Here is a 25,279-nt window from a genome sequence, read left to right as displayed (position 1 = left end):
AGGGTGCGTCAGGACTCCAGCAGAAGCTGACGCTCCTGCTCCTGGTCGCCGGCGGCGGCGCCCTCGTCGCGGGCCGTGAAGGACCGCGCCAGCGCGTCGCTCGCCCGGCGCACCGCCTCCGGGGTGCCCTGCACGGTGACGGTCACCGGCTCCGACAGGGGCCGCGTGTCCGCCCGCCCCGCGCCCGTGCCCCGGCCCTCGCCGCCGAACGTCGCCATGCGGACGGTCGCGTCCGTGTCCGAGGGCCGCTCCTGCGGCGGTCCGAACGTGCCCTCCAGCGCCCCGACGACCGCCCGGGCGTCGTCGGCGTCCCCGCCGCTGAGTGTCACGGTGAGCTGGGTGTCCGACATATGTCCCACTTTCGTCCGGCCTGGTCGTGTCGCCGACCGTGTAACCGTGCCCCGCGCCGCCAAACCGGCGGTGGGAGGAGGCTCCCTTTTCGGGGAAACCGAAAGGGGAGACCCGATCGAAGGAGGCACCGTGCCGGACACGGAGCAGGGCGGGAGCAGGCGCCGAGGGCGGAACGAGACCGAGGAGGAGAGAGCGGACCGGATGTGGACCGAGCTCATCCAGGAGGTCCGCGTGGCCCAGATGGGCGTGCAGATCCTGTTCGGCTTCCTGCTGACGGTCGTGTTCACCCCGACCTACGCGGACCTGTCCGACGCCGACAAGACCATCTACATCGTCACGGTGGTGCTCGGCGCCTGCGCGACCGGGGCGCTCATCGGACCGGTGTCGCTGCACCGGCTCGTCAGCGGACGGCGCATCAAACCGCAGGCGGTGCGGTGGGCTTCACGGCTCACCCTGCTGGGACTCGCGCTGCTGCTGGTCACCACCAGCTCCTCGCTGCTGCTCATCCTGCGGGTGGCCACCCACGACGACTACGTGCCGTACCTGGTGGCCGGGGTGGTGTGCTGGTACCTGCTGTGCTGGCTCGGGCTGCCGATGTGGGCCCGCTACCGCCACACCACGCGCTGAACTCCTGAAGGAGCGCGGGGAGCTCGCCCCGGCTCGGCTCAGCTCCCCGCGAAGACGTCCGCGAGGAAGTCGTCCACCCGGACCTCCTCGCACCCGGGCGGCACGATCCGGTGGGTCTCGGTCAGGAACCCCCCGACGGCCTCCGCCCAGGCGAACACCACCGCGTGGTGCCGGCCGCCGTCGGCGCGCGCCTCGCCCAGGAACTCCATGCGCAGCTCCCGCCCCACACCGCGGACCTGCGGGCGCAGCCGCACGTCGCCGATGCCGACCGGGCGGGTCAGACCGTCGGTGACCATCTCCCGGTCCAGCTGCCAGCGCGCCAGCACCCGGCCGTCGAGGGTGAACACGACCGTGACGGCGAACGGGTCCGACGGGTCGTAGCTCAGGTGGGCGAGCACGGGGAAGCGCTCCGTGTCGCCCGCCTGGAGCTCCACCACCAGGGTCTTGTGCACGAACGAGTTCACGAGGTGCCTCCGGGACGTACCGACGTAGAGCCCTCTAGTACCCCGGATCCCCGCGAGATGCTCAGCTCTCCGGGTGAATCCGTCACACCTCACGCACAGACCCTCAGCCGAAGGCCTTCCGGAGCGCGGGCAGCAGGGTCCTCGCCGACCAGTCCAGAAAGGCCGGCTGCGACTCCCCGCCGATCTGCACCAGGGCGACCTCCGTGAACCCGGCCTCGGCGTACGGGCGCACCGCCTCGACGAAGTCGTCCGGGTCGCTGCCGCAGGGAATGGACGCGGCGACGTCGTCGGGGCGCACGAACTGCGTCGCCGACGCGAAGGCATCGGGGTGCGGCAGCTCGGAGTTCACCTTCCAGCCGTTGCCGAACCAGCGGAACTGGGCGTGCGCGCGCTCCACCGCCGCGTCCCGGTCCGGGTCGTGGCACACCGGAAGCTGGCCCACCCGCGGCTTGCCCTCGCCGCCGTGCCGGTCGAACGCCTCCAGCAGCTCCGGCTTCGGCTCGGTGGCGATCACCAGGTCGGCCAGCCGCCCCGCGAGGGCGCACGACCGCTTCCCCGACACCGCGATCCCGAGGGGCGGCGGCTGGTCCGGCAGGTCCCACAGCCGCGCCGACTCCACGTCGAAGTGCTCGCCCCGGTGGTTGACATGACCGCCCTCGAACAGCGCGCGGATGATCTCCACCGCCTCCTCGAGCATCCGGTGGCGCACGTCCACCGGCGGCCAGCCGCCGCCCACCACGTGCTCGTTGAGGTTCTCGCCGGACCCCAGGCCCAGCCGGAACCGGCCGCCCGACAGCAGCTGCATCGTCGCCGCCTTCTGCGCCACCACCGCCGGGTGGTAGCGCATCGTCGGACATGTCACGTACGTCATCAGCGGGATCCGCGAGGTGGCCTGCGCGGCCGCGCCAAGCACGCTCCACGCGTACGGCGAGTGACCCTGCTCGGACAGCCACGGGAAGTAGTGGTCCGAGGTCACCGAGAAGTCGAAGCCCGCCTCCTCGGCGCGCACCACGTGCTCCACCAGCTCACGCGGCCCGGCCTGCTCGGTCATCATCGTGTACCCGATTCGCACCATGGCGTCCGGGTCCCCCGCGGCGACCGGCGAAAACGGTGGATCACCCGCCCGTGCCCCGGGCAGGATGCCCCCATGACCCAGCGAGCCCTTCCGACCGCAGACCCCGCGACCCAGGGCGTCGACGCGTCCGGCGTCCGCGCCTTCCTCGACGCACTCGAGGCCGACCCGGACATCGAGCCGCACGGACTGACGATCGTGCGCCACGGCCGCGTCGTGGCCTCGGGGTCGTGGGCGCCCTACACCGCCGCGCGCCCCCATCTGCTGTACTCGCTCAGCAAGAGCTTCACCTCGACCGCCGCAGGGCTCGCCGAGGCGGAAGGGCTGATCGACTTCGACGCCCCCGTGCTGTCGTACTTCCCGGAGATCGACGCGGACATCACCGACCCGCGCAGCCGGTCGATGCTGGTGCGCCACGTGGCGTCCATGGCCAGCGGACACGACCACGAGACCGTCGACGAGGCGTTCGGCGCCGACCCGGCCGAACCCGTGCGCGGCTTCCTGCTCCAGCCGCCGCAGCACGACCCGGGCACCCTGTTCACCTACAACCAGCCCTGTACGTACACCCTCGGCGCGATCGTGCAGCGGGTCACCGGGCAGACACTCGTGGAGTATCTGCGGCCGCGGCTGTTCGACCCGCTGGGCATCGGCGAGGCGCTGTGGTCCCGCGACCGCGCGGGACGCGACATCGGCTTCGCCGGGCTGCACACCACCACCGACGCGATAGCGCGCTTCGGACTGCTGTACCTGAACGACGGCGTCTGGCAGGGAGAGCGGCTGCTGCCCGAGGGATGGGTGGAGCGCGCCACCCGCGCGCACATCGACACCGCCGGGGCCATGGGCGGCGACGACCGCTCCGACTGGGACCAGGGCTACGGCTACCAGTTCTGGCGGGGCCGGCACGGCTTCCGCGGCGACGGCGCCTACGGCCAGTACTGCCTGGTGCTGCCCGAGCACGACGCGGTGATCGCCGCGACGTCGGCCACCGCGGAGATGCAGCGCTACCTCGAACTGGTGTGGCGGCACCTGCTGCCCGCCTTCGGCGACGCCCCGCTGACCGGGCGCGACGCCGAGGACGCGGCCCTGCGCGAGCGCCTGGAGCGCCTCGCCCTGCCGGCGACGGACGGCGCCCCCGCACCGGCCGGGGGGACCGGCGACTGGTCCGGGGCGGCCTTCACCCCGGAGGGCGGGCTCTGCGCCGGGCAGCCCAAGCTGACCGCCGCCGAGCTGACGGCGGACGAGGACGGCGGCTGGACGCTGACCCTCGACGAGGACGGCCACCGGCTGGCGGCCCGCTGGACCGGCACGGACTGGACCGTCACCGAGGGCAGGGTGCCGGTCGCGGTGACCGGCGGCTGGGACGGCCCGGACGCCCTCACCGCCGACATCGCCTTCCTGGAGACCCCGCACCGGCTGCGCGTCACCTGCTCCCTCACCGACCGCACCTTCCGCGCGCACTGGCTCACCACACCGCTGGTCCCCTGGCCGCTGCGCGCGCTGCGCGCCCCGCGGGGCTAGCCCGCCGTACCGGGCCGGAAGGTCCGAAGCACCGTGCGCAGGGCCTCCTGGCTGTCCGCGCTCGCCCAGTCGGCGGCCGGGGTGGTCCAGCGCAGGGAGAAGCCCCGGCCGTCGCCCAGCAGGAAGCCGCGGCCGAAGGTGCGCACCGGGGCGCCGTCGCCCGTGGTGATCCACTGCATGTCGGCGGCCTCACGGCCCAGGTACGTCGTGGGCTCGATGGCGCCGATCCGCTGGTAGGCGCCGGCGCGCGCGAGGCCCGGCTCCACGGTGTCCCGCCACACGGCGACCGGGTCCGGTCCCACGCGCTCGCTGTAGGTGACGGCGAGGGTGCGCGGGTCGTCGTCGGCGCCGAAGGTGACGCGGTAGGACAGCCGGGTGGCGCGGGAGGTCCGCTGCCGCTCCCAGCCTTCGGGCAGCGCGACGGAGAACCCCTCCGGCGCCCGGTAGGTGCGGAAGCCCGCGGGCAGGGCGCCGGGATCCGACGGGGACGGTGAGGCGGTCCGGGACGCGGAGGACGACGGGGAGGACGACGGGGACGGCGAGGGAGCCGCGGACGACGGAGGGGCGGCGCCCGACGACGGCGGGACGCGCGGGGCGGTGTCCGCCGCACCGGTCCCTCCGGCCGACGCGGACACCGACGCCGCGGGTCCGGCGCCGGCCCGGCCGTCGCCGCCGGGCAGCCCCGTCGCCGCCGCGACCACGGCCGCCGTCACCGTGACCACCGCGAGGGACGTGCCGACGAGCACGCCCTTCCGCGTCCACCCCCGCCGGGCCGGCGCGTACGCCTCCCCCGGCTCGGCACCGTCGCCGGGGGCCTCGCGCAGCACCCGGGTGAGCACGTCCCGCACCGCCTGGCGGCCCGGGCGCTCCCGGGGCTCCTTGCGCAGCAGCCCCGTGACGACCTCGGTGAGCGGCCCGCAGCGCACCGGCGGGCGCAGCGGCAGCCGGTCCACCCCGCGCAGGGTGGCCGCGATCCTGCCCCGGTCCCGGAACGGCGGGCGCCCCTCCAGCATCGTGTAGAGGATCGCGCCCAGCGCCCACAGGTCGGCCGCCGGGCCGACCTGCTCGTTCCGAGCCTGTTCCGGCGCCGCGTACGACGGCGCGGTGAGCCGGGGCGCCGACGTCGTGCCGGCCACCCCGTAACCGGTGACGACCACCGGGCCGGTCTCGCGCAGATGGAGCTGCCCGGGGCTCAGCTCGCCGTGGGTGACGGCCTCCGCGTGCGCCGCGTCCAGCACGTCGAGCAGGTCCAGGCCGACGCGCGCCGCCCGCGCGGGCGTGAACGTGCCGTGCTGCAGCAGGACCTCGTCCAGCGGGGTGCCGTCGATCCAGGCGGTGACCGTCCACAGGCAGCCGCCCTCACCGACCGCGTCGACGACGCCCGCGATCCGGTCCGGGCAGAGCCGGGCCACGTTCTCGGTGGCCCGCAGGATCCGGGAGGAGGCGTGGCGCACGCCCTCCGCGGCGTCCGCCGGCAGCTCGATGCGGGTGGCCAGGCACGGCCGGCCCGTCCGCAGATCGTCGGCGTACCAGCTGACCCGGTTGGTCTCGCGGTGCGTGATCTCGACCAGCCGGTAGCGGCCGGCGACCGGCCGATCGGTGGAGGCGTGCGCCCAGCCCATGGTGATCCCTCGTCGAACCGCTGACTTCCGTCCCCCCTCATACGCGAGGAAGGGGCCGGTGCGTTCAACGCCGGGCGCGACGCCCTTCACGCACCGCCGGGTTCAGCGCAGGGAGAAGTGGTCCGTCCAGGCCGCCATGTCGGCGGTGGTGGCGTTCCCGCCGCACACCACGAGACCCAGGCGGACGTCCTCGCCGGCCCGCTCCAGCACCCTGCGGGCGGCCGGGAGCAGACAGCCCGCGGCCGGCTCCGCCCACACCTTGGCGTGGTCCGCCAGGTCCAGCGAGCCCCGCACCGCGTCCCGGTCCGGCACCACCAGCACCTCGGTGACCAGCTCCGCGACATGGTCGTACGTCAGCTGCGACACGGCGGGCGCGCTGAGGGTGGAGACGATCGAGGAGAGCGCGACCGGCACCGGGCCGCCCGCCGCCAGCGCCTCGGACATCGCCTGCGCCCCCTCGGTCTCCACGCCCCACACCCGCACCCCGGGCCGGCGAGCGCGCAGCGCCGCCGCGACCCCGGAGATCAGGCCCCCGCCGCCGATGCTGACCAGCACGTCGGTCAGCTCACCGGCGTCCTCGGCGAACTCCAGTCCCACGGTGCCCTGACCGGCGATCACCACCGGGTCGTCGAAGGGGTGCACCAGGGTGAGGCCCTCCTGCCGCAGCTCGGCGGTGAGGGCGAACGCCCCGGCCATGTCGTCCGTGACCCGTACCGTGGCGCCCGACGCCTGCGCGATCTCCACGGCCCGCACGGGCGCCGAACGCGGCATCACCACGGTCGCCTTCACATCGAGCGCGGCGGCCGTCACCGCCAGCGCGATGCCGTGGTTGCCGCCGCTCACCGCGACCACCCCGGCGGCCCGCTCCGCCTCGCTCAGCGCCAGCAGCTTCGCCGCCGCGCCCCGCACCTTGAACGACCCGGTGTGCTGCAGCAGTTCCAGCTTGGCCGTCACCGGCACACCGAGCAGTGCCGACAGACCGGGGCTCGGCACGGTCGGGGTGCGCACCACGTGCCCGGCGATCCGCTCGGCAGCGGTTTCGATGTCGGCGATCTCGATCACGACTGTCACCTTTCCGGCGCGGGGGGCGTGATCCGCGCCGTGCCCCAGCCTCACCCGGCGGGCGGCCGGGGTCAACGCGGTTCAGCGCTGCTGCGCCTTGTGCGGCGGCGCCTCGCTCGGCCGGACCACGACGTGCCCCTGCCCCTGGAGCACCAGCTGAACGGCCTCGCCGGAGCCGCCGCGCAGCATCGAGCCCAGCGACTGCGAGCGGTGCAGCGAGGTGGACAGGCCCGCCGTCCAGCCGACGATCGCGTCGGTGTCCACGTACACCGGGCTCTGCGGCGTCACCGGGATCACCAGCGGGCTGCCCTCGCAGACCAGGCCCAGCTTGCCGTGCCCGGTGAAGACGCTGTTGAACAGGCCGCCGCCGGTGATGCCGGCGCCCTTCACGGTGGAGATGCGGTAGGACAGCGTGGCGTCGAAGCACAGCACGTTGCGGCCGTTGACGGTGAACTCGTCGCCGGGGCCGATCTCGACGACGAAGCAGTTCTGCGCCTCCTGCGCGAACCACGCCTCGCCCTGCCCGCGCACGGCCATCAGCGGCAGCCCCTCGCCGGTCACCGCGCGCTTGAGCATGCCGCCCACGCCCTGGCCCTTGCGCTCGAACTGGAGGTTGCCGCGGTAGGCGACCATCGCGCCCTGGCGGGCGAGCATCTCGCCGTCGACGGTGTAACGCAGGCATTTGGCGTTCTCCACCGCCATGCCCGGGGCCGTGGCCGGCTGCACCATGTGCTCACTGGAAAACAGGTCACCCTTCATGAGGGCCATCCTCACCCGGCCGGCTCCGCCCCCGCCAGAAGCCGGCGTGTACGACACGGCACCGGATCCGGCCGCGCGCTCAGCCGCCGAACAGCTGGGTCCAGTACGTGCCCGCCCGGCCGCCGCCCGCGAAGCCCACGCCGATGTGCGTGAACTCCGGCTTGAGGATGTTCGCCCGGTGCCCCGGGCTGTTCATCCAGCCGCGCACCACCTCGGCGGCCGACCGCTGCCCGCACGCGATGTTCTCGCCGACCGTGCGGCACCGGGAGCCCGCGGCGGCCGCCCGGTCCCAGGGCTTGCTGCCGTTGGGCGCGGTGTGCGCGTAGAAGTCGCGCGCCACCATGTCGGCGCTGTGCGCCTGCGCGGCCGTGGCCAGCAGCGGGTCGCGGGACAGCGGCCGCAGGCCTGCCCGCGTGCGCTCCCGGTTGGTCAGCTCGACGACCTCCGCCACCGTGCGGTCCAGGCCCTCCGGGGTGAGCGGACGCGCCCACAGCGCCGTCCAGTACGTGTCCCCGGCGCCCTCGCGGGAGGCGACGGCGGCATGCGTGAACGCCGGGTCGCACACCGTGCGGCGGGCCGCCTCGTGGCGCAGGCAGTGGCCCACGAACCGGTCGACGGACAGCGGCCCGGACACCAGGTGCTCGCCGACGGTGAGGTACGGGTAGCCGGCGAGGACCACGCGCTGGTGCACGGAGACGCCGTCCGGGCCCTCGACGCCGAGACGCCCCCCGCGCGCCATCGCCCGCGCGTGCTCCCGGGCCGCCTCGGCCAGCCGCCCGTCGTGCGACACCGGCGGCGAACCGGCGGCCCGGCGGGCGGAGTTGACCAGGGTCAGGAAGTCGTCCCCGGCGGACGGCGGGGCCGCCGGACGGGGCGGCACCACCGGGTGCGTCCGCGGGGCGGCCTGGGGCGTCGTGCCGGGGCTGACCGGCGCCCTGCCGGTGACGACCGGGGCGGTACGGGTGGACACCGCGCCCTCGTCGTCCTCCACGTCGACGCCGAAGTCCCGGGCGAGACCGGCCAGTCCGTCCGCGTATCCCTGTCCGAGGGCGCGCAGCTTCCAGCCGTCGCCGCGCCGGTAGATCTCCGCGAGCAGCAGCACCGTCTCCCGGTCGGGGCGCGGCGGGCGGAAGCGGGCCAGGGCGCGCCCGCCGGGGCCGGTGACCTCCAGGACGGGGGCGGGGAGGGCGCTGAGCGGGGTGCCGGGCTCCTCGGGGCTCACGGCGACCGTGACCCGGGTGGCGCCCGCGCGCAGCGCCGCCGGGTCGACGACGAGCGTGTCGCCGCCGAGCCGCGCGCCGGGCGCGGCGGGCTGGTTGTAGAAGACGAAGTCGGCGTCCCCGGACACCTTCCGGCCGTCGTCCGTGATCAGCGCGGACACGTCGAACGGCCCCGGCACCCGGACGGTCACCGCACCGCCCGGGAGCCGGATGTTGCCGCCGGGGACCAACTCGCTCATGGCACCGCCCTGTTCGTCGTCGTCCGACCGGTGTGGGGGTGTCCGGACAACGACGGGCGGGGCCCGCGGGTTCCCGGGGCGGCGGGCGGGGCGCGGCGGCTCAGCGGTGCAGGGCCCGCGCCCAGTCGGCCGGCACCCGGTCGGCGGGTCCGGGGGCGGGCTGGCCGGCCGGGTGGCTGACCGGCGGCGCCAGGGACGGCCCCGACTCGTACAGCTCGTTGGTGGCGTAGTTCCAGAACCAGTCCTCGCCCGGTTCGTAACTGCGCACCACCGGGTGCCCGGTGGCCTGGAAGTGGGCGGTGGCGTGCTGTCCCGGCGAGCTGTCGCAGCAGCCGACGTGGCCGCACTGCGCGCACCGCCGCAGATGGAACCACCAGCCGCCGGCGGCGTCGCACTCGGCGCAGCCCGCGCCCGAGGGCGGCACGCTGGGGTCGATGGCGTGTTCGGTGGTCATACGGGCTCCTCCTGTGGGTGGCCGGAGGCGGGAGCGGTGAGCGGCAGGAGCACCTGGAAGCGGGTGTCGCCCGGCTCGGACTCGAACCGGAGGCTGCCGTGGTGCTTGTTGACCACGATCCGCCAGGAGATGTCCAGGCCCAGCCCGGTGCCCTCGCCCACGGGCTTGGTGGTGAAGAACGGGTCGAACACCCGGTCGCGGATCTCCGCCGGGATGCCGGGGCCGGTGTCGCCGAACTCCACCAGCAGCCGGTCGTTCTCCCGCGCCGTGCGCACGGTCAGCGTGCCCTCCCCGTCCGCCTCGCGCATCGCCGCGACCGCGTTGTCCACGAGGTTGGTCCACACCTGGTTCAGCTCCGCCGGGTACGCCGGGACGCGGGGCAGGGCGCGGTCGTACTCCTTGGCCACCCGGATGCCCTTGAGCTTCCCGGACAGCATCAGCAGGGTGCTGTCGAGGAGTTCATGCACGTCGGCGACCTGGAAGGGGGCGCGGTCGAGTTGCGAGTACTGCTTGGCGGCGTCGACCAGGTGCGAGATGCGGGCCGCGCTGTCCTGGATCTCGTCCATGAGCAGCTCGGTCTCCACGGTGTAGTTGAGCCAGCCGACCGCGCTGGGCAGCGTCTCCTCGTCCACGGCCGCGGCCACCTGCTCCAGCCAGTCCACATCCAGTCCGGCCTGCACGAACGTCGGGGCGATCCGCCAGCCCTCGGTCACGCCGTGGTCGTCCAGCCAGTCGGAGAGGAGGTCCTCCCGGTCGGACGCCTCCAGCGGGCTGAGCACCGGCGCCTTCGCGACCCGCTCGGCCGTGCGCTCCTGGATCTCGATCAGCCCCGCCAGCGTCTCCCGGTCGTAGGCGCCCTCGGAGATCACGCGCAGCTTGCGGCGCATCTTCCCCACCCGCTCGCGCAGCGACGCCGTCGCCCGCACGGCCGCCGCGGCCGGGTTGTTGAGCTCATGGGTGAGCCCCGCGGACAGCGAGCCCAGAGCGAGCAGCCGCTCCCGCTGGCCGATCGCCTGCTGCGCGCTCTTCGCCCCGAAGAACAACCCCTCCAGCAGATGCACCGCCATCGGGAACCAGTCCTGCATGATGTCCGCGAACGTGTCCGCGGGCAGCACGAAGAACCGCGTCGGCTCCGTCACCCGCAGCGAGTTGTTGTAGACCTGCGGCACCCGGTCGCCGAGGTACGCCTGCATCGCCCCCGCGTACACCCCCCGCTGCGAGGTGCGGGCGACCTCCACGTCGTCCCCGCCGACCCGCCGGGACAGCACGACCGTGCCGTCCACCATCACGTAGAAGCAGGTGGCCGGCTCGCCCTCGGTGTAGACCGTGCCGGGCTCGTACCGCTCCACCCGGCCGGCCTCGCACAGCCGCCTGAGCTGCTCCGGGGTGAGCTTCTCGAACAGGAACAGGGAGCCGATCTCGTCCGGCACGCACTCCGTCCGCCGCGCGCTCACGACTGCTCCAGGTAACGGTGGACGAGCATCACGGCCATGGCTCCCTCTCCGACGGCGGAGGCGACCCGCTTGGCGGACTCCGCGCGCGCGTCGCCCGCGACGAACACGCCGGGGACGTTGGTCTCCAGGTGGTACGGCGGCCGGTCCAGCTCCCAGCCGGCCGGCGGGCGCCCGTCGGCGGTCAGGTCGGGCCCGGCCAGGATGAAGCCGCGCTCGTCGCGCAGCACGGTGCCGTCCAGCCAGTCGGTCAGCGGGGCGGCCCCGATGAACACGAACAGCCACTGCGCGTCCACCACGTCGGTCTGCCCGCCGCCCGTCCCGCGCAGCGTCAGCCGCTCCAGATGGCCGTCGCCGTGCGCCTCCTCGACGACCGTGCCGCACCGCACCGCGATGTTCGGCACCCGGCCGATCTGCTCGATCAGGTAGTACGACATCGACGCCGACAGGTCCGGGCCGCGCACCAGCAGCGTCACCGACTTGGCGAACCGGGACAGGTACATGGCCGCCTGCCCGGCCGAGTTGGCGCCGCCCACGATGTACACGTCCTGGTCCTGGCAGGCGGGCGCCTCGGTCAGCGCGGAGCCGTAGTAGACGCCGCAGCCGCCCAGTTCCTCGCAGCCCGGCGCCGCGAGCCGCCGGTAGGACACCCCGGTCGCCAGGATCACGCTGTGCGCGGCGATCCGCGACCCGTCGGAGAACCGCACCACCCGGGCCGCGCCGCCCACCTCCAGGCCGGTCACCTCCCGGGCGGTGAGGATCTCCGCGCCGAACCGGGTGGCCTGCCGCCGCGCCCGGTCGGTGAGCTGCGCCCCCGACACCCCGTCGGGGAAGCCCAGGTAGTTCTCGATCCGCGAGCTCTGACCCGCCTGCCCGCCGGTCGCCGACCGCTCCACCAGCACCGTGCGCAGCCCCTCCGACGCCCCGTACACGGCCGCGCCCAGCCCCGCCGGACCGCCGCCGATCACCACCAGGTCGTAGAAGTCGGCCGCCGGCGTGGTGGCGAGACCCACGTGCGCGGCGAGGTCGGCGGGCTCCGGCTCCACCAGCGGCGTCCCGTCCGGGGTGATCACCAGCGGCAGCCGCATCCCGTCCTCCTCCGCCGCCGCCAGCAGCCGCCGCCCCTCGGGCTCGTCGGAGGAGTACCAGCGGTAGGGCACCTGGTTGCGGGCCAGGAACTCCCGCACGTCGGAGGAGCGCGCCGACCAGCGGTGCCCGACCACCTTGGTGCTGGGCACCGGCCGGTGGTCGCTGCGCTTCCACGCCTCCAGCAGGTCGTCCACCACCGGGTACAGCTTCTCCTCCGGCGGGTCCCACGGCTTGAGGAGGTAGTGGTCGAGGTCGACGACGTTGATCGCGTCGATGGCCGCGCCGGTGTCCGCGTACGCGGTGAGCAGCACCCGGCGGGCCCCCGGATGCACGTCCATGGCGCGCTCCAGGAACTCGATGCCGTTCATCCGGGGCATCCGGTAGTCGGCGAGGATCACCGCCACCAGGTCGCCGCGCAGCTTCAGCTCGCGCAGCGCCTCCAGTGCGGACTCGCCGGACTCGGCGCGCACGATCCGGTACGACGCCCCGTAGCGCCGCCGGAGGTCCCGCGCCACGGCGCGGGAGACACCCGGGTCGTCGTCCACGGTCATGATGACGGTCCGGGCGGCGTCGGCGGGCTGTGCCATGCGTCCCCCACAGCGTGGTCGGTTCCCCGGCGCGGCGGGCCCAGATCCCGTCGCGGCCTCCGCACCGGCCCGCGCCCATCGTATGCGCGGTCGCCGCCGGGCGCGCGGGCGTGCGCGGGGACCGCGCGGGAAGGCGGGCGCGCGGCGCTTCGTACCAGGTGACCGCGGTGCGGGGGCGCCGGCCCGGTAGGGAAGACTGGTCCGCGCAGGAACACGACACCGGGAGGAACGGCATGACGCGCCCCATCACGGCAGGGACCGACGGCAGCGAGGAGAGTCTCGCCGCGCTGGCCTGGGCGGCCAGGGAGGCGGTCCGCCGGGACCTGCCGCTCAGGGTGGTGCACGCCTGGCGGTTCCAGGCGCACGACGCGCTGGACGTCGGGGACAGGGCCGCCCAGGAGCAGTGGGTGCGGGAGGCCGCCGAGGAGGCGGTCCGCGCCGTCCGGGAACGCCACGGCGGCCTGGACGTCACCACGGACGTGCGGGAGGGCGACGCCGTGGAGACCCTGACCGCCGCCGCGGCCGGCGCCGAGATGCTGGTGCTGGGCTCGCGCGGGCACGGGCGGCTCATGGGCTTCCTGGTGGGCTCGGTCGGCCAGCAGGTCATCGTGGACGCCGAACGCCCGGTGGTGTTCGTCCGGGCCGGCGACAAGGCCTCCGACGAGGTGGCCGGGCACGAGGTCGTGGTCGGCCAGGAGGGCGACCCGGAGGACAGCGCCGCCGCGCTCGGCTTCGCCTTCGAGACCGCGGCCCGGCGCGGCGCGACCGTGCGGGCGGTGCGCGCCTGGACGCTGCCGCCGGTGTTCGCCTACAGCCCCTCCTCGCTCCAGCTCCTCGACGAGGCCGGCGGTCTCGAGCCGTTCGAGCGGAAGAACCTGGCCGCCGCGCTCGCTCCGTGGCGGGAGCGCTACCCGGACGTGCACGTCGTGGAGCACGTGGAGATGGGCAGCGCCGGGCAGGTGCTGCTGTCGGTGTCGGGCACGGCCCAGCTGATGGTCGTCGGCCGCCGCGCCCGCCGCTCGGCCGTGGGCGCCCGCATCGGCTCGGTGGCGCACGGCGTGCTGCACCACGCGGACTGCCCGGTGGCGGTCGTCCCGCCCGCCTGACCCCGGGCGGGCCCGGCTACTCCTCCAGGGCCCGCAGCGGCTCCCGCCGCTTCGGCAGCACCTTGCGGATGTAGTCCTCGACGGCGGTGTCCAGGCCGATGTCGTGCTGGGCCCGCTCGGACAGGTACCAGCGGTGCTCCAGCAGCTCGTGGTAGATCTGCGCGGGGTCCATCTGCCCGCGCAGCTCGGGCGGCACGGACCGCACGGTGGGCCGGAACACCTCGCGCACCCAGCGGTGGGCGAGCACCTCGGGACGGGCGCCGAGGGGGTCGCCCGGGGCGTAGTCGTCCTGGGTGGCCATCCAGCTCTCCAGGTCGTTCAGCAGCCGCCTGGCCTGGTTCTCCTCGGTGTCCAGACCGGTGAGCCGCAGCAGCTGGCGCTGGTGGTGGCCGGCGTCCACGACCTTCGGCACGAAGGTCACCGTGTCGCCGTTGGGGGCGTGCTCGATCTGCATCTCGGCCACGTCGAAGCCGAGTTCGTTGAGCCGCCGGATGCGGCGCTCGATGTAGTGGTGCTTGCCGGCCGGGTACACCGAGGTGCGGGTCAGCTCCTTCCACAGCTCCTGGTAGCGGGCGCAGATCTCGGTGCCGAAGTCGATCGGGTCCACGGAGGGGTGCAGCGCGCCGGACGCCTCCAGGTCGAGCAGCTCGCCGCTGATGTTGACCCGCGCCAGGTCCAGGTCGTACTCCCGCTGGCCGCGCGTCAGTTCGGGGTGCAGGTCGCCGGTCTCCGCGTCCACCAGATAGGCGGCGAAGGCGCCCGCGTCGCGCCGGAACAGCGTGTTGGAGAGCGAGCAGTCGCCCCAGGCGAAGCCGGCCAGGTGCAGCCGCACCAGCAGCACGGCGAGCGCGTCCATCAGCCGGTGCATGGTGGCCGGCCGCATCGTCGTCTCGAACATCGACCGGTACGGCATCGAGCCGCCGAGGTGCCGGGTGATCAGCACGCTCTCCAGCGGCTCCCCGTGCGGGTCGGTGCGGCCGGTCACCACGGCGAGCGGGTCCACCGCGGGGATGCCGAGCCGGTCCAGGTCGCGCAGCAGCTCGTACTCGCGCAGCGCGGGACGCTGGGCGAGTTCCTTCACCGCGATCACCTCGTCGCCGGCGTGGGCGTAGCGCACCACGTGCCGGGAGATGCCGCGCGGCAGCGGCACCAGGTACTTCTCGGGCCACTCCTCCAGCGGCAGGTGCCACGGCAGTTCCAACAGGAGCGCGGGATGCTCCGGGTTGGTGGCGTTGATCTGCAGTGCCATGGCGGCGGTGTCCTCGTCTCGAAGGTGATCGTCCGTGAAGTGATCGTCACCTCAGCCTATTGCGCGCGTTCCCGGGCGAGCAGGGCGGCGTCCCGCACCGGCCCCCGGTGCACCGGGCCGTGCCCGGGCAGCAGCAGATCTCCGTCCAGCCCGGCCAGCACGTCCAGCGACCGTACGGCGGCGGCGCGCTCGCGGTGGAACATGTCGGTCAGCATCTGCGGGCCCCCCACACGGGAGACGGGGTGTCCGGTGACCAGGGCGTCGCCGGACACCACCGCCCCGACGTGCGGCAGGTGGAAGGCGCAGTGCCCGGCGGTGTGGCCGGGCGTGTGCACGGGCACGGGCCGGCCCGGCAGATCGAGCGGCTCGCCGTCGCCGGAGCCCGGGAACGGCTCGGGCGAGGTGACCGCCACGTTCGCCGTGCCGCCGGCGCGCAGGGCGTGCGCGGCCCACGGCAGCACGCCGGGACGCCAGCCGTTGCGCAGCACCCGTGCCACGGTCACCTGGTGCAGGAAGTCCCGCCGGGCGTGCGGCACTTCCTCCTTGTGGGTGTGCACGGGGGTGCCGTGGACCGCGCTCAGGAACTCGGCGGAGCCCAGGTGGTCGCTGTGCGCGTGGGTGATCAGCACGGCCGTCACCGCCTCCGGTGCGGCGCCCACCTCCGCGAGCGAGCCGAGCAGCCCCTCGCGGTCGCCGGGGTAGCCGGTGTCGACCAGCGTGACGGCGTCCCCCTCGGTGAGGATCACCCAGTTCGTGCTCGTGCCGTGCACCAGATAGGTGCCGTCCGCCACCTGCCGCACCGTTGCCTTCATGACCGCCTCGCGTGTCGTGCCCGTACCGGTCGAACGAGCACAGGAAAGCAGATCACGAACGGCGCCGTCCGCCCCCGGCGGCCGGACCCCGCATCCGCCACGGTTCCGGCGGGGTCAGTTCACCCCGCGCGGGCGGAACTGGACCGAGACGCGCGGCCCGGCGGCCTTGGTGCTCTTCGGTACGCAGTGCTCCCAGGTCCGCTGGCAGGAGCCGCCCATCACGACCAGGTCGCCGTGGCCCAGCGGCCGGCGCACGGTCCCGCCGCCGCCCATGGGCCGCAGCAGCAGGTCTCGGGGCGCGCCCACGGACAGGATGGCGACCATGGTGTCCTCGCGGGCGCCCCGGCCGATCCGGTCGCCGTGCCAGGCGACGCTGTCCCGGCCGTCGCGGTAGTAGCAGAGCCCGGCCGTGGCGAACGGCTCGCCCAGCTCCTGCGCGTAGTGGTCGCTCAGCGCGTCGCGGGCCTCGGTGAGGACCGGGTGGGGGAGCGGGGCGCCGACGCCGTAGTACGCCAGCAGCCGGGGCACGGAGACGACCTGGTCGTACATCTGGCGCCGCTCGGCCCGCCAGGGGACCTCGGCGGCCAGGTGGTCGAAGAGCGCGTCGGACCCGTGCAGCCAGCCGGGGAGCAGGTCGATCCAGGCGCCCCGGCCGAGTTCGGTGCGGCGCACGCCGTCGAGCGGGCCGAGCCGCAGCTCGTCGTCCTGGTCGAAGAGCGAGCCCTGGAGCGCCGGGAGGTGGTGCGTGCTCATGGGGACCAGCGTACCCCTAATCGAAAATACGTTCTAGATCGGTCTCTGTCCGGCGATCACCCCGCTCCCAGGGCTGGGCGATACACCGGTGCATCGGATACGTTCCTGTATCGACCGCGTGACGCAGGCGGCGGAGCGACGGAAGGGGCGGGCATGGCGGACACCGGCACCGGGCGCGTCACCGCGCGCCGGCTGCGCACCCGCGCCAACCTGCTGGACGCCGCCTTCACCGTCTTCGCCGCCAAGGGGTTCGGGCACGTCTCCATCGAGGAGATCTGCGAGGCCGCCGGCTACACCCGCGGCGCCTTCTACTCCAACTTCGCCGGCCTGGACGAGCTGTTCTTCGCGCTCTACGCCCAGCGCGCCGACCTGATCGCGGAGCAGGTCGCCGGCGCCCTCGCCTCCGACGGGCCCGACCTCGACGTGGCCGCCGCCGTGGACCGGGTCGCCGAGGTGCTGCTGCTGGACCGCGACTGGCTGCTGGTGAAGACCGACTTCCTGGTGCACGCCGCCCGCGACCCCCGTGTGGCGCACACGCTGCTGGACCACCGGGCCCGGCTGCGGAGGGCCGTCGCCGACCGGCTGGAGCGGGCCCGCGGCCACACCGCCCTGCCCGCCGTGCTCGGCGACGCCGAGGGCGCGGCGCATGCCGTGGTCGCCGCCTACGACGGCGTCACCACCCAACTGCTGCTGGACCGGGACGCCGAGCGCGCCCGGGCCTGGCTGGGACAACTGCTCACCGCGCTGCTCACCGGATGAAGTCCCCGGATGACAGCCACCGGACGCCAGAAGGAAGGGACGGTCGCCATGGATGCCGACGTCATCGTCGTCGGAGCGGGCCTCGCGGGCCTCGTCGCGGCCCATGAACTGACCAGCAAGGGGCGCAGGGTCGCCCTGGTCGACCAGGAGAACGCCGCCAACCTCGGCGGCCAGGCCTACTGGTCCTTCGGCGGGCTGTTCCTCGTGGGGTCGCCCGAGCAGCGCCGCCTCGGCGTCAAGGACTCCTTCGAGCTGGCCTGGAGCGACTGGCAGGGCAGCGCCGCCTTCGACCGGACCGACGACGAGGACTCCTGGGCGGTGCGCTGGGCGCGCGCCTACGTCGAGTGGGCGGCGGGGGAGAAGCGGTCCTGGCTGGACGGCCACGGCATCACCTTCCTGCCCACCGTCGGCTGGGCCGAGCGCGGCGACCTGCGGGCCGGCGGCCACGGCAACTCCGTGCCCCGCTTCCACATCGCCTGGGGCACCGGCACCGGCGTCGTCGCCCCCTTCACGCGGTACGCCAGGGAGGCCGAGCGCGACGGACTGCTCACCTTCCACCACCGCCACCGCGTCGACGAACTGGTCCTGGAGAACGGGGCCGCGCGCGGGGTGCGCGGCACCGTGCTGGCCGAGGACGACGCGCCGCGCGGCGTCGCCTCCAGCCGCGAGGCGATCGGCGAGTTCGAGCTGACCGCCCAGGCCGTGATCGTCACCAGCGGCGGCATCGGCGCCGACCACGACATCGTCCGGAAGTACTGGCCCGAGCGGCTGGGCACCCCGCCGCGCGAGATGGTCACCGGCGTCCCCGCCTACGTCGACGGGCGGATGCTCGACATCAGCGCCCGTGCGGGGGTGCGGCTGGTCAACCGCGACCGCATGTGGCACTACACCGAAGGCATCCGGAACTGGGACCCGATCTGGCCCGGCCACGGCATCCGCATCCTGCCCGGCCCCTCCTCCCTGTGGTTCGACGCGCTGGGCCGCCGGCTGCCCGAGCCCTGCCTGCCCGGCTACGACACCCTCGGCACGCTCAGGCACCTGCGCACCACCGAGGACATCGCCCCGTACGACCACTCCTGGTTCGTCCTCACCCAGAAGATCGTCGAGAAGGAGTTCGCGCTCTCCGGCTCCGAGCAGAACCCGGACATCACCGCCAAGGACCGCGCCGGGTTCCTGCGGGAACGCGTCCTCGGCAAGGGCGCGCCCGGCCCGGTCGACGCCTTCCTGCGCAAGGGCGCGGACTTCGTCACCGCCGCCACCGTCGAGGAACTCGTCGAGAGGATGAACGCCCTCACCGACGAGCCGCTGCTCGACGCGGCCCTCCTCCGGCGCCAGATCGAGGCGCGCGACCGGCAGCTCGCCAACAGCTACAGCAAGGACGCCCAGGTGCAGGGCATCCGCAACGCCCGCCGCTACATCGGCGACCGGCTCGGACGGGTCGCCACCCCGCACCGCATCCTCGACCCGGCGGCGGGCCCGCTGATCGGCGTCAAGCTGCACATCCTCACCCGCAAGACGCTCGGCGGCATCCAGACCGACCTGGACTCCCGCGCCCTGGGCGCCGACGGCAGCCCGGTCGACGGGCTGTACGCGGCCGGCGAGGTCGCGGGCTTCGGCGGCGGAGGCGTCCACGGCTACAACGCGCTGGAGGGCACCTTCCTCGGCGGCTGCCTCTTCTCGGGCCGCGCGGCGGGCCGGGCGGCGGCCGCGCAGACGGCGTAGCGCCGGCCGGTACGTCCCCTCACTCCGAGAGCAGCCGGGCCAGCACCTCCGCGTGACTGCGGTCCGGCTGCCTGGTGGCGGTCAGCAGGGTCACCGGGCCCTTCCCGGCCAGCTCCCGCACCCGCTCCAGCGGTTCCGCCGCCTCCGGGTCGGCCAGCTCCGCCTCGTAGCGCTCGCGGAACTCCTCGAAGGAGCCCTCGTCGGCGTGGTACCAGCGGCGCAGCTCCGTGGAGGGGGTCAGCCCCTTCGGCCACTCGTCGACCCGGGCCGCGTCCTTCGCCAGGCCGCGCGGCCACAGCCGGTCGACGAGGACCCGCACCCCGTCGTCCGGCTCGGGCGGTTCGTACACACGGCGCACGCGCACGCTCATGGGGACCCCTTCCGCCTCGGTCGCTGCGAGCCTACTGCGGCGCACGGGACCGGGCACGACGAGCGGGACCGCTGAATCGTCCCCGGGGGAGCGGGTACTCCCTCCGCCTGGGACGACCGTGATGCCGGAGGTGACGGATGGAGGCCACGGACGACCTGCCGGTCGTCGGCACGCTCGCCGAACTCACCGCGCTGGTGGAGCGCGAGCGGGGACTGTACGTCCGCTGGTCCAGGGGACCGGCGATCGACCTGCACGCCGTGTCCAGCATCGACGACCTCACCGGCGTGGCCATGCCCGGCCTGTCCGCCAACCCGCTCGACGTGGAGGAGTGGTGGCAGGACCGGTCGCCTGCCCTGTGGGTGGCACGCCGGCTGTACGACTACGAACACCTGCCGCGCGAGAAGGGCGCCGGCATCCGGCCCTGGGTGCTCAAGGGGCGCGAGGCGGGGCGCGGCCCGGACAACGAGCCGCTGGTCACCGATGTACGCCCGATCTGCCGGCTCGCCGACGCGGTGATCGAGGAGGCGCACACGGAAGTGGCCCGCCAGGAGAATCCCTGGGGGCCACTGCGCCGTGCCACCCGCTGACCGCCCGCCGCGTCCGTCAGGCCCTGCCCGACGAACGGCGGGCCGCGATGCGCCGCTTGAGCGCCCGGCGTTCCGTCTCGCTCGTGCCGCCCCACACACCGATGGACTGCCCGGTCTCCAGGGCCCACTCCAGGCACTGCTCCTGCACGGGGCAGCGCCGGCAGACCGCCTTGGCCTGCTCGGTCTGCAACAGGGCGGGCCCGGAGGTGCCGATCGGGAAGAACAGCTCGGGGTCCTCGGTCCGGCAGGCCGCGCTGTGCCGCCAGTTGTCCATCGAAAGTCACCTGCGTCCGAAGTCGGTGTGCACCCTTTCGGATGCCTTGCTTCCTTTCGGGTGACCTGTCAAGTCAGGGTGAAACAGCGCGATCCGCGGGGAAACGGTCACTGCTCGCGCAGCCCCCACGGCGATCCGTACGCGGTGAGGAGGTCCAGGAAGGGGCCGGCCGGGAACGCCTCGGGGCCGAGCACGCCCGCCCCGGACCAGGCGCCGGTCGCCAGCAACTCCAGGGCGACCACCGGGTTGACGGCCGTCTGCCACACCACCGCCTGGCAGCCGTACTCGCTCATCGACCACTGGTTGTCGACCACGTGGTACAGGTACACCTCGCGCGGCGCCCCGTCCTTGGTGCCGCGCACCCAGGTGCCCGCGCAGGTCTTGCCCCGCATCCGGTCGCCGAGGGTCGCCGGGTCGGGCAGGCAGGCCGCGACGACGTCTCGCGGGGACACCTTCACGGGCCCGTCGGGGCCGGGCACGGTCACCGGCTCGGTGCGGTCCAGGCCCAGCAGGTGCAGCGTGCGGAGGGTGTCGGTGAACTCACGGCCCAGGCCGTACTTGAAGGTGACCCGGCGGGCGTCCACCCAGCGGGGCACCAGCAGCACCTCCTCGTGCTCCACGTTCACGCACTCCACCGGGCCGATGCCCTCGGGGAAGTCGAACACCTCGGGCTCGCTGAAGGGTTCGGTGGTGAACCAGCCGCGGTCCTTCTCGTAGACCACGGGCGGGTTGAGGCACTCCTCGATGGTGGTCCAGATGTTGAACGACGGCGCGAAGTCGTAGCCGTCCACCGTGAGGTCCGCGCCGTCGCGGACGCCGATCTCCTCGATCTCGTCGAACAGTTCGTCGGCCGCGTAGCGGGCGAACACGTCCGACAGACCCGGCTCCACGCCCATGCCCACCAGCGCCAGCAGCCCGGCCTCCTCCCACGCGGCGGCCTGCGCGAACTGCTCGTCGCCCAGCTTCACCCCGCACTCCTCGTACGGCCGTTCGCCGTGCGGGCGGGACAGCGACATCGCCATGTCGAGATAGGCGGCGCCGCCCGCCCGCGCCGCGCGGAACAGCGGCATCACGAAACGGGGGTCGGTGGCGTTCAGCAGCACGTCGCAGCCGTGCCGCTCCAGCAGGGCCGCCACCTGCGCCTCGTCGCCGGCGTCGACCCGCTCGGCGCGGAACCGGTCACCGTCCGCGCCGAGCGCCGCCACGGCCGCCTCCGCCCGGGCCGGGTCGTAGTCGGCCACCACCATCAGCTCGAAGAACGGCCGCCGGGCCGCGATCCGCGTGACGGCGGTCCCCACACCGCCCGCTCCCACCAGCAGTACGCGCATGACGGAGCACTCCCTTTCCTCCTCATGGATCCGCCTGGATCCGGAATGTTCTGCGGGGCCCCTGACGTGATGAAACGCCGCGCCGGGACGTAAGGTCAATGGCGTTGGCATAAGGGCGGCAGGGGCGGGAGGAGCGGGGACATGGCCAAGCGTGTGGTGCCCGAGGAGCGGCGGCGGCGCCGCAGGCCGACCAGGAGCGGGGTCGTGCTGTCGGAGCGGCTGATCGTGGAGGCCGCGCTGCGGCTGCTGCGGGAGCACGGCAGCGCGGGCCTCACCGCCCGCCGCCTCGGACTCGCCCTCGACTGCGACCCGAGCACGCTCTACCGGTACTTCCGCGGCATGGACGACCTGACCCTCGCCATCGGCGACGCGCTGATCGGTCAGGCGCTGGAGGGCTGGCACCGCACCGGGCGGTGGCGTCACGACCTGCGGACCCTGGGTCTGCGCATCCACGCCGCCTACGTCTCCCACCCGCAGGCGGCGGTCCTCACCGCGAGCCGGGTCTCCGGCCGGGCCAACGAACTGGCCGCCGACGAGGCGGTGCTGGACGTGCTGCGCACCGCCGGCTTCCCGCCCGCCGGCGCCGTCCGCGTCTACCAGGCCTTCATCGACACCACGCTGGCGTTCGCCGCCCTCGACGCCGCCTCCCTGGCGCTGCCCGACGCGGCGCGGCGGGCCGACGAGGACATGTGGCGCTCGACCTACGCCCGGCTGCCCGCCGCCACCCATCCGCGCATCGCCGAGACCGCGCCGCTGCTCGCCGCCCGCATGGTCGAGAGCGCCTGTCCCACGGTGCTCGACATGCTGCTGTCGAGCGCGGAGCGGGAGCTGGCCTGCCTCGGGGTCAGGGGTGCAGAGCCCGGGCCGCCGTCACCGTGACCGCGTCGGCGACCGCCGCGAGGGCGGGGGAGTCCAGCTTCCACTGCTGCCAGTACAGGGGCGCGTCGACCGCCCGGTCCGGGGCGAACACCGTGACCCGGCCCGCCCGCAGCAGCGGCACCGCCTGCGCCTCCGGCACCATGCCCCAGCCCAGTCCCGCCGCCACCGCCTCGGCGAACCCTTCCGACGTCGGCACGAAGTGACGCAGGGTGCTCGCCCCCGTGCGGCCCCCGGTGAGCCGGCGCACGAACCCGTCCTGGAAGTCGTCCCGCCGGTCGAAGACCACCACCGGCGCCGTCGCCACCGACTCCTCCAGCGGCTCCGCCAGCAGCTCCGCGGCGAACTCCGGGTGCGCCACCGGCAGGTAGCGCATCCTCCCCAGGCGCCGTACCGAGCAGCCCGGCACCGGGTCGGGGGAGGAGGTCACCGCGGCCATCACGGTCCCCTCGCGCAGCAGCGCCGCCGTGTGCGACTCGTCCTCCCGGCGCAGCTCGAAGCAGAGCCGGGACCGGGCCGGGAGCCGGACCAGGGCGTCCAGGAACCAGGTGGCGAGCGAGTCCGCGTTGACCGCGATCGACACCCGCGTCGGCTCCCCGGCGCCGCTCAGCCCCAGCTCCGCGTACGCGTCCCGCTCCAGCCGGGCCACCTGCCGGGCCAGCCGCACCAGCACCTCGCCGGACTCGGTGGGCCGCACCGGGCGGGTGCGCAGCAGCAGCACCCTCCCGGTGCGCTGCTCCAGCGCCTTGACCCGCTGGCTCACCGCCGAGGGCGTCACGTGCAGCGCGGCGGCGGCCGCGTCGAACGTCCCCTCGTCGACCACCGCGAGCAGCGTCCGTACCTGGTCCAGCGGAAGGTCCTCCATCACACCGGCTAAGGGTACGTAAGAACCTTTAGCTGTACTGAACGAGGCTGCCCGGCCTAGCGTCCTCCTCATGACCAGCGCTTTCGCCCCCGCCTTCGCCGGTTTCGGCACCGGACTGTCCCTCATCGTCGCCATCGGCGCGCAGAACGCCTTCGTGCTGCGCCAGGGGATCCGCAGGGACGCCGTGCTCGCCGTGGTCGGCATCTGCGCCCTGTCCGACGCCGTCCTCATCGCCCTGGGCGTCGGAGGCGTCGGCGCGGTCGTGGTGGCGTGGCCCGCGGCGCTGACGGTGGTGGGCTGGATCGGCGGCGTCTTCCTGCTCGGCTACGGCGCCCTGGCCGCGCGCAGGGTGGTCCGCCCGGCCGGCACGGGCCTCGAGGCGGAGGGCGGCGCGGCGGCCGGGTCGCGGCGCCGGGCCGTGCTCACCTGCCTCGCCCTGACCTGGCTCAACCCGCACGTCTACCTGGACACGGTGTTCCTCGTCGGCTCGGTCGCCGCCGACCACGGCCCGGCGCGCTGGACCTTCGGCGCCGGGGCCGTGCTGGCCAGCCTTTGCTGGTTCGCCGCGCTCGGCTTCGGCGCGCGGCTCCTCGGCCGTTTCCTGGCCCGCCCCGCCGCCTGGCGGGTGCTGGACGCCCTGGTGGCCGCCACGATGATCGTCCTCGGTGTGACGCTCATCGCGGGAGCCTGAGGACGCGCCGCCCCCGGCGCCTGCCATAGTGAGTCCCGGCCACGTGGATGTAAGCACCAACCAGGACGGTCGTGGACACCAGCGAGAGCAGTACCGGGCCCCGCACATCCGACGGGGAGCAGAGGAAGGGCGGACCGCGCGGCCGACGCCGCTGGGCCATGGACACCCGCCCGCTGCGCCGCCCCGCCTACCGCAGGCTGTGGGCCTCCACCGTGGTCACGGCGGTCGGCAGCCAGCTCACCGCCGTCGCGGTGCCCAAGCAGATCTACGACATCACCGGCTCCTCCGCCTGGGTCGGCGCCGCGAGCCTCGCCGGACTGCTGCCGCTGATCGTGTTCGCCCTGTGGGGCGGGGCGATCGCCGACAGCATGGACCGCCGCAAGCTGCTGCTGCTCACCAACACCGGCATCGCGGTCACCTCGCTGCTGTTCTGGGTCCAGGCCGTCGCCGGACCGGGGTCCGTGTGGACGCTGATGCTGCTGCTCGCCCTGCAGCAGGCCTTCTGGGGACTGAACGCGCCCGCCCGCAGCGCCTCCGTCGCCCGTCTGGTGCCCGCGGACGAACTGCCCGCCGCCAACGCGCTGGGCTCCACCGTCATGCAGACCGGCCAGATCGCCGGGCCGCTGCTCGCCGGCGCCCTCATCCCCGTGATCGGGCTGGCCGAGTTGTACCTGATCGACGCCCTCGCGCTGTGCGTCACCGTCTGGGCGGTGTACCGGCTGCCCGCCCTCCCGCCGCTCACCCCCGTCAAGGCCGGGAGCGCCGGGCTGCGCGGCGTCCTGGAGGGCTTCCGCTACATCTCGGGGCACGCGGTGCTGCTGCTGTCGTTCCTCGCCGACATCGTCGCCATGGTCCTCGGCATGCCCCGCGCCCTGTTCCCGCAGCTCGCCTCCGAGACCTACGCCCCCTACGGGGAGGGCTTCGCGCTGGGCCTGCTGTTCGCCGCGATCCCGCTCGGCGCGGTGCTGGGCGGCCTGTTCTCCGGCACGTTCTCCCGGGCGCGGCGGCACGGCTGGATGGCGATCGGCTCGGTGGTGGTGTGGGGGCTGGCCGTCGCCGGGTTCGGGCTCAGCGACAGCCTGTGGCCCGCGGTCGCGTTCCTCGCCCTCGCCGGGGTCGCCGACATGGTGTCCATGGTATTCCGCGGGGCGATCCTGCTGTCCGCCGCCACCGACGAGATGCGCGGCCGCATGCAGGGCGTCTTCACCGTCGTCGTGGCCGGAGGGCCCCGCCTCGCGGACGTCCTGCACGGCGCCGCCGGGTCCGTCCTCGGCCCCCGCACGGCCGTCGCGGGCGGCGGGATCCTGGTCGTCGTGGTGATGCTGGCCCTGGCCGCCGCCATGCCGGCGCTGCGCCGCTACCGGATCTGACC

The 25,279-nt window shown here is 74.3% G+C and carries 26 protein-coding genes; 9 read left to right on the top strand and 17 right to left on the bottom strand.

The features are described from left to right. Positions 1-8: 8 nt before the first annotated feature. A complete protein-coding gene (locus ACP7TJ_RS02415) occupies positions 9-350 on the bottom strand; it encodes a hypothetical protein (RefSeq protein WP_093768442.1) in 342 nt (113 codons plus the stop codon). A gap of 130 nt (positions 351-480) precedes the next feature. Here ACP7TJ_RS02415 and ACP7TJ_RS02410 point away from each other — a divergent pair, with 130 nt between their 5' ends. Then, positions 481-978 carry a DUF6328 family protein gene (locus ACP7TJ_RS02410; protein WP_167742702.1) on the top strand — a complete coding sequence of 166 codons (498 nt, stop codon included), beginning with the start codon at positions 481-483 and terminating at the stop codon, positions 976-978. Between the two features lie 38 nt (positions 979-1,016). Here ACP7TJ_RS02410 and ACP7TJ_RS02405 read toward each other — a convergent pair whose 3' ends face one another. Next, on the bottom strand, positions 1,017-1,442 hold the full coding sequence (locus ACP7TJ_RS02405) for an SsgA family sporulation/cell division regulator (RefSeq protein WP_403450195.1): 426 nt from the start codon (positions 1,440-1,442) through the stop codon (positions 1,017-1,019). Between the two features lie 103 nt (positions 1,443-1,545). Next, complete coding sequence (locus tag ACP7TJ_RS02400) at positions 1,546-2,517, bottom strand: LLM class F420-dependent oxidoreductase (RefSeq protein ID WP_189910488.1); 972 nt, start codon at positions 2,515-2,517, stop codon at positions 1,546-1,548. Positions 2,518-2,589: 72 nt separating this feature from the next. On the opposite strand from ACP7TJ_RS02400, the gene ACP7TJ_RS02395 reads away from it, so the two are divergent. Continuing rightward, positions 2,590-4,032, top strand: a complete 1,443-nt coding sequence (locus ACP7TJ_RS02395; protein ID WP_427761907.1) for a serine hydrolase domain-containing protein — start codon at positions 2,590-2,592, stop codon at positions 4,030-4,032. On the opposite strand, the gene ACP7TJ_RS02390 is transcribed toward ACP7TJ_RS02395, so the two are convergent. The 7 genes from ACP7TJ_RS02390 to ACP7TJ_RS02360 all read right to left on the bottom strand — a co-directional run bounded on the left by ACP7TJ_RS02390 (position 4,029) and on the right by ACP7TJ_RS02360 (position 12,515). Beyond that, a complete protein-coding gene (locus ACP7TJ_RS02390) occupies positions 4,029-5,654 on the bottom strand; it encodes a serine/threonine protein kinase (RefSeq protein ID WP_427761905.1) in 1,626 nt (541 codons plus the stop codon). The genes ACP7TJ_RS02395 and ACP7TJ_RS02390 overlap by 4 nt on opposite strands. Before the next feature lie 102 nt (positions 5,655-5,756). Beyond that, a complete protein-coding gene (locus ACP7TJ_RS02385; protein ID WP_093768448.1) occupies positions 5,757-6,716 on the bottom strand; it encodes a threonine/serine dehydratase in 960 nt (319 codons plus the stop codon). An 81-nt stretch (positions 6,717-6,797) separates the two neighbouring features. After that, entirely contained in the window at positions 6,798-7,475 is a 678-nt protein-coding gene (locus ACP7TJ_RS02380) for an AIM24 family protein (RefSeq protein ID WP_093768496.1), read from the bottom strand. A gap of 79 nt (positions 7,476-7,554) precedes the next feature. Continuing rightward, on the bottom strand, positions 7,555-8,934 hold the full coding sequence (locus tag ACP7TJ_RS02375) for a CAP domain-containing protein (protein ID WP_427761902.1): 1,380 nt from the start codon (positions 8,932-8,934) through the stop codon (positions 7,555-7,557). A gap of 100 nt (positions 8,935-9,034) precedes the next feature. Beyond that, positions 9,035-9,388 carry a UBP-type zinc finger domain-containing protein gene (locus ACP7TJ_RS02370; RefSeq protein ID WP_387755175.1) on the bottom strand — a complete coding sequence of 118 codons (354 nt, stop codon included), beginning with the start codon at positions 9,386-9,388 and terminating at the stop codon, positions 9,035-9,037. Next, positions 9,385-10,842: an ATP-binding protein gene (locus ACP7TJ_RS02365; protein WP_093768451.1), complete on the bottom strand. Its 1,458-nt coding sequence runs from the start codon at positions 10,840-10,842 to the stop codon at positions 9,385-9,387. Before ACP7TJ_RS02365 ends, ACP7TJ_RS02370 begins: the two co-directional genes overlap by 4 nt. Then, complete coding sequence (locus ACP7TJ_RS02360; protein ID WP_093768452.1) at positions 10,839-12,515, bottom strand: FAD-dependent oxidoreductase; 1,677 nt, start codon at positions 12,513-12,515, stop codon at positions 10,839-10,841. The genes ACP7TJ_RS02365 and ACP7TJ_RS02360 overlap by 4 nt, the downstream gene beginning before the upstream one ends. 233 nt (positions 12,516-12,748) lie before the next feature. Here ACP7TJ_RS02360 and ACP7TJ_RS02355 point away from each other — a divergent pair, with 233 nt between their 5' ends. Then, positions 12,749-13,621, top strand: coding sequence for a universal stress protein (locus tag ACP7TJ_RS02355; protein ID WP_167742707.1), 873 nt, complete (start codon positions 12,749-12,751; stop codon positions 13,619-13,621). 16 nt (positions 13,622-13,637) lie between these two features. On the opposite strand, the gene ACP7TJ_RS02350 is transcribed toward ACP7TJ_RS02355, so the two are convergent. From ACP7TJ_RS02350 to ACP7TJ_RS02340, 3 genes are all read right to left on the bottom strand, one after another. Beyond that, positions 13,638-14,870 carry a DUF4032 domain-containing protein gene (locus tag ACP7TJ_RS02350; RefSeq protein ID WP_367449517.1) on the bottom strand — a complete coding sequence of 411 codons (1,233 nt, stop codon included), beginning with the start codon at positions 14,868-14,870 and terminating at the stop codon, positions 13,638-13,640. Positions 14,871-14,926: 56 nt separating this feature from the next. Then, on the bottom strand, positions 14,927-15,682 hold the full coding sequence (locus tag ACP7TJ_RS02345; RefSeq protein ID WP_427761898.1) for an MBL fold metallo-hydrolase: 756 nt from the start codon (positions 15,680-15,682) through the stop codon (positions 14,927-14,929). A 114-nt stretch (positions 15,683-15,796) separates the two neighbouring features. Then, the gene (locus tag ACP7TJ_RS02340; protein WP_167742710.1) at positions 15,797-16,435 is read right to left on the bottom strand and encodes an alpha-ketoglutarate-dependent dioxygenase AlkB; all 639 of its coding nucleotides are present in this window, start codon (positions 16,433-16,435) and stop codon (positions 15,797-15,799) included. Between the two features lie 153 nt (positions 16,436-16,588). Here ACP7TJ_RS02340 and ACP7TJ_RS02335 point away from each other — a divergent pair, with 153 nt between their 5' ends. Together ACP7TJ_RS02335 and ACP7TJ_RS02330 are read left to right on the top strand one after the other, a co-directional pair. Next, positions 16,589-17,194: a TetR/AcrR family transcriptional regulator gene (locus tag ACP7TJ_RS02335; RefSeq protein ID WP_093768457.1), complete on the top strand. Its 606-nt coding sequence runs from the start codon at positions 16,589-16,591 to the stop codon at positions 17,192-17,194. A 48-nt stretch (positions 17,195-17,242) separates the two neighbouring features. Continuing rightward, a complete protein-coding gene (locus tag ACP7TJ_RS02330) occupies positions 17,243-18,916 on the top strand; it encodes an FAD-binding dehydrogenase (protein WP_193459442.1) in 1,674 nt (557 codons plus the stop codon). A gap of 19 nt (positions 18,917-18,935) precedes the next feature. On the opposite strand, the gene ACP7TJ_RS02325 is transcribed toward ACP7TJ_RS02330, so the two are convergent. Beyond that, complete coding sequence (locus ACP7TJ_RS02325) at positions 18,936-19,286, bottom strand: DUF488 domain-containing protein (RefSeq protein WP_427761896.1); 351 nt, start codon at positions 19,284-19,286, stop codon at positions 18,936-18,938. A 137-nt stretch (positions 19,287-19,423) separates the two neighbouring features. Between ACP7TJ_RS02325 and ACP7TJ_RS02320 the strand changes: the two genes are divergently transcribed. Then, positions 19,424-19,873 carry a DUF6098 family protein gene (locus tag ACP7TJ_RS02320; protein WP_093768460.1) on the top strand — a complete coding sequence of 150 codons (450 nt, stop codon included), beginning with the start codon at positions 19,424-19,426 and terminating at the stop codon, positions 19,871-19,873. Between the two features lie 16 nt (positions 19,874-19,889). Here the strand turns inward: ACP7TJ_RS02320 and ACP7TJ_RS02315 are convergent, their stop codons facing one another. Next, on the bottom strand, positions 19,890-20,147 hold the full coding sequence (locus ACP7TJ_RS02315; protein ID WP_093768461.1) for a WhiB family transcriptional regulator: 258 nt from the start codon (positions 20,145-20,147) through the stop codon (positions 19,890-19,892). A gap of 107 nt (positions 20,148-20,254) precedes the next feature. After that, positions 20,255-21,475, bottom strand: a complete 1,221-nt coding sequence (locus ACP7TJ_RS02310) for a saccharopine dehydrogenase family protein (protein WP_367491459.1) — start codon at positions 21,473-21,475, stop codon at positions 20,255-20,257. A gap of 141 nt (positions 21,476-21,616) precedes the next feature. Between ACP7TJ_RS02310 and ACP7TJ_RS02305 the strand changes: the two genes are divergently transcribed. Next, on the top strand, positions 21,617-22,354 hold the full coding sequence (locus ACP7TJ_RS02305; protein ID WP_425938057.1) for a TetR/AcrR family transcriptional regulator: 738 nt from the start codon (positions 21,617-21,619) through the stop codon (positions 22,352-22,354). On the opposite strand, the gene ACP7TJ_RS02300 is transcribed toward ACP7TJ_RS02305, so the two are convergent. Then, positions 22,320-23,216: a LysR family transcriptional regulator ArgP gene (locus ACP7TJ_RS02300; protein ID WP_189910499.1), complete on the bottom strand. Its 897-nt coding sequence runs from the start codon at positions 23,214-23,216 to the stop codon at positions 22,320-22,322. The genes ACP7TJ_RS02305 and ACP7TJ_RS02300 overlap by 35 nt on opposite strands. A gap of 70 nt (positions 23,217-23,286) precedes the next feature. On the opposite strand from ACP7TJ_RS02300, the gene ACP7TJ_RS02295 reads away from it, so the two are divergent. Together ACP7TJ_RS02295 and ACP7TJ_RS02290 are read left to right on the top strand one after the other, a co-directional pair. After that, on the top strand, positions 23,287-23,907 hold the full coding sequence (locus tag ACP7TJ_RS02295; RefSeq protein WP_228917297.1) for a LysE/ArgO family amino acid transporter: 621 nt from the start codon (positions 23,287-23,289) through the stop codon (positions 23,905-23,907). Positions 23,908-23,978: 71 nt separating this feature from the next. After that, a complete protein-coding gene (locus ACP7TJ_RS02290; RefSeq protein WP_427761892.1) occupies positions 23,979-25,277 on the top strand; it encodes an MFS transporter in 1,299 nt (432 codons plus the stop codon). Positions 25,278-25,279: the final 2 nt, after the last annotated feature.

Source organism: Streptomyces sp. DSM 41931 (assembly GCF_050271085.1).
Taxonomy (GTDB): domain Bacteria; phylum Actinomycetota; class Actinomycetes; order Streptomycetales; family Streptomycetaceae; genus Streptomyces; species Streptomyces albogriseolus.
Note: the sequence above shows the minus strand (reverse complement) of the source record. Positions and strands in the feature narration are given on the sequence as shown.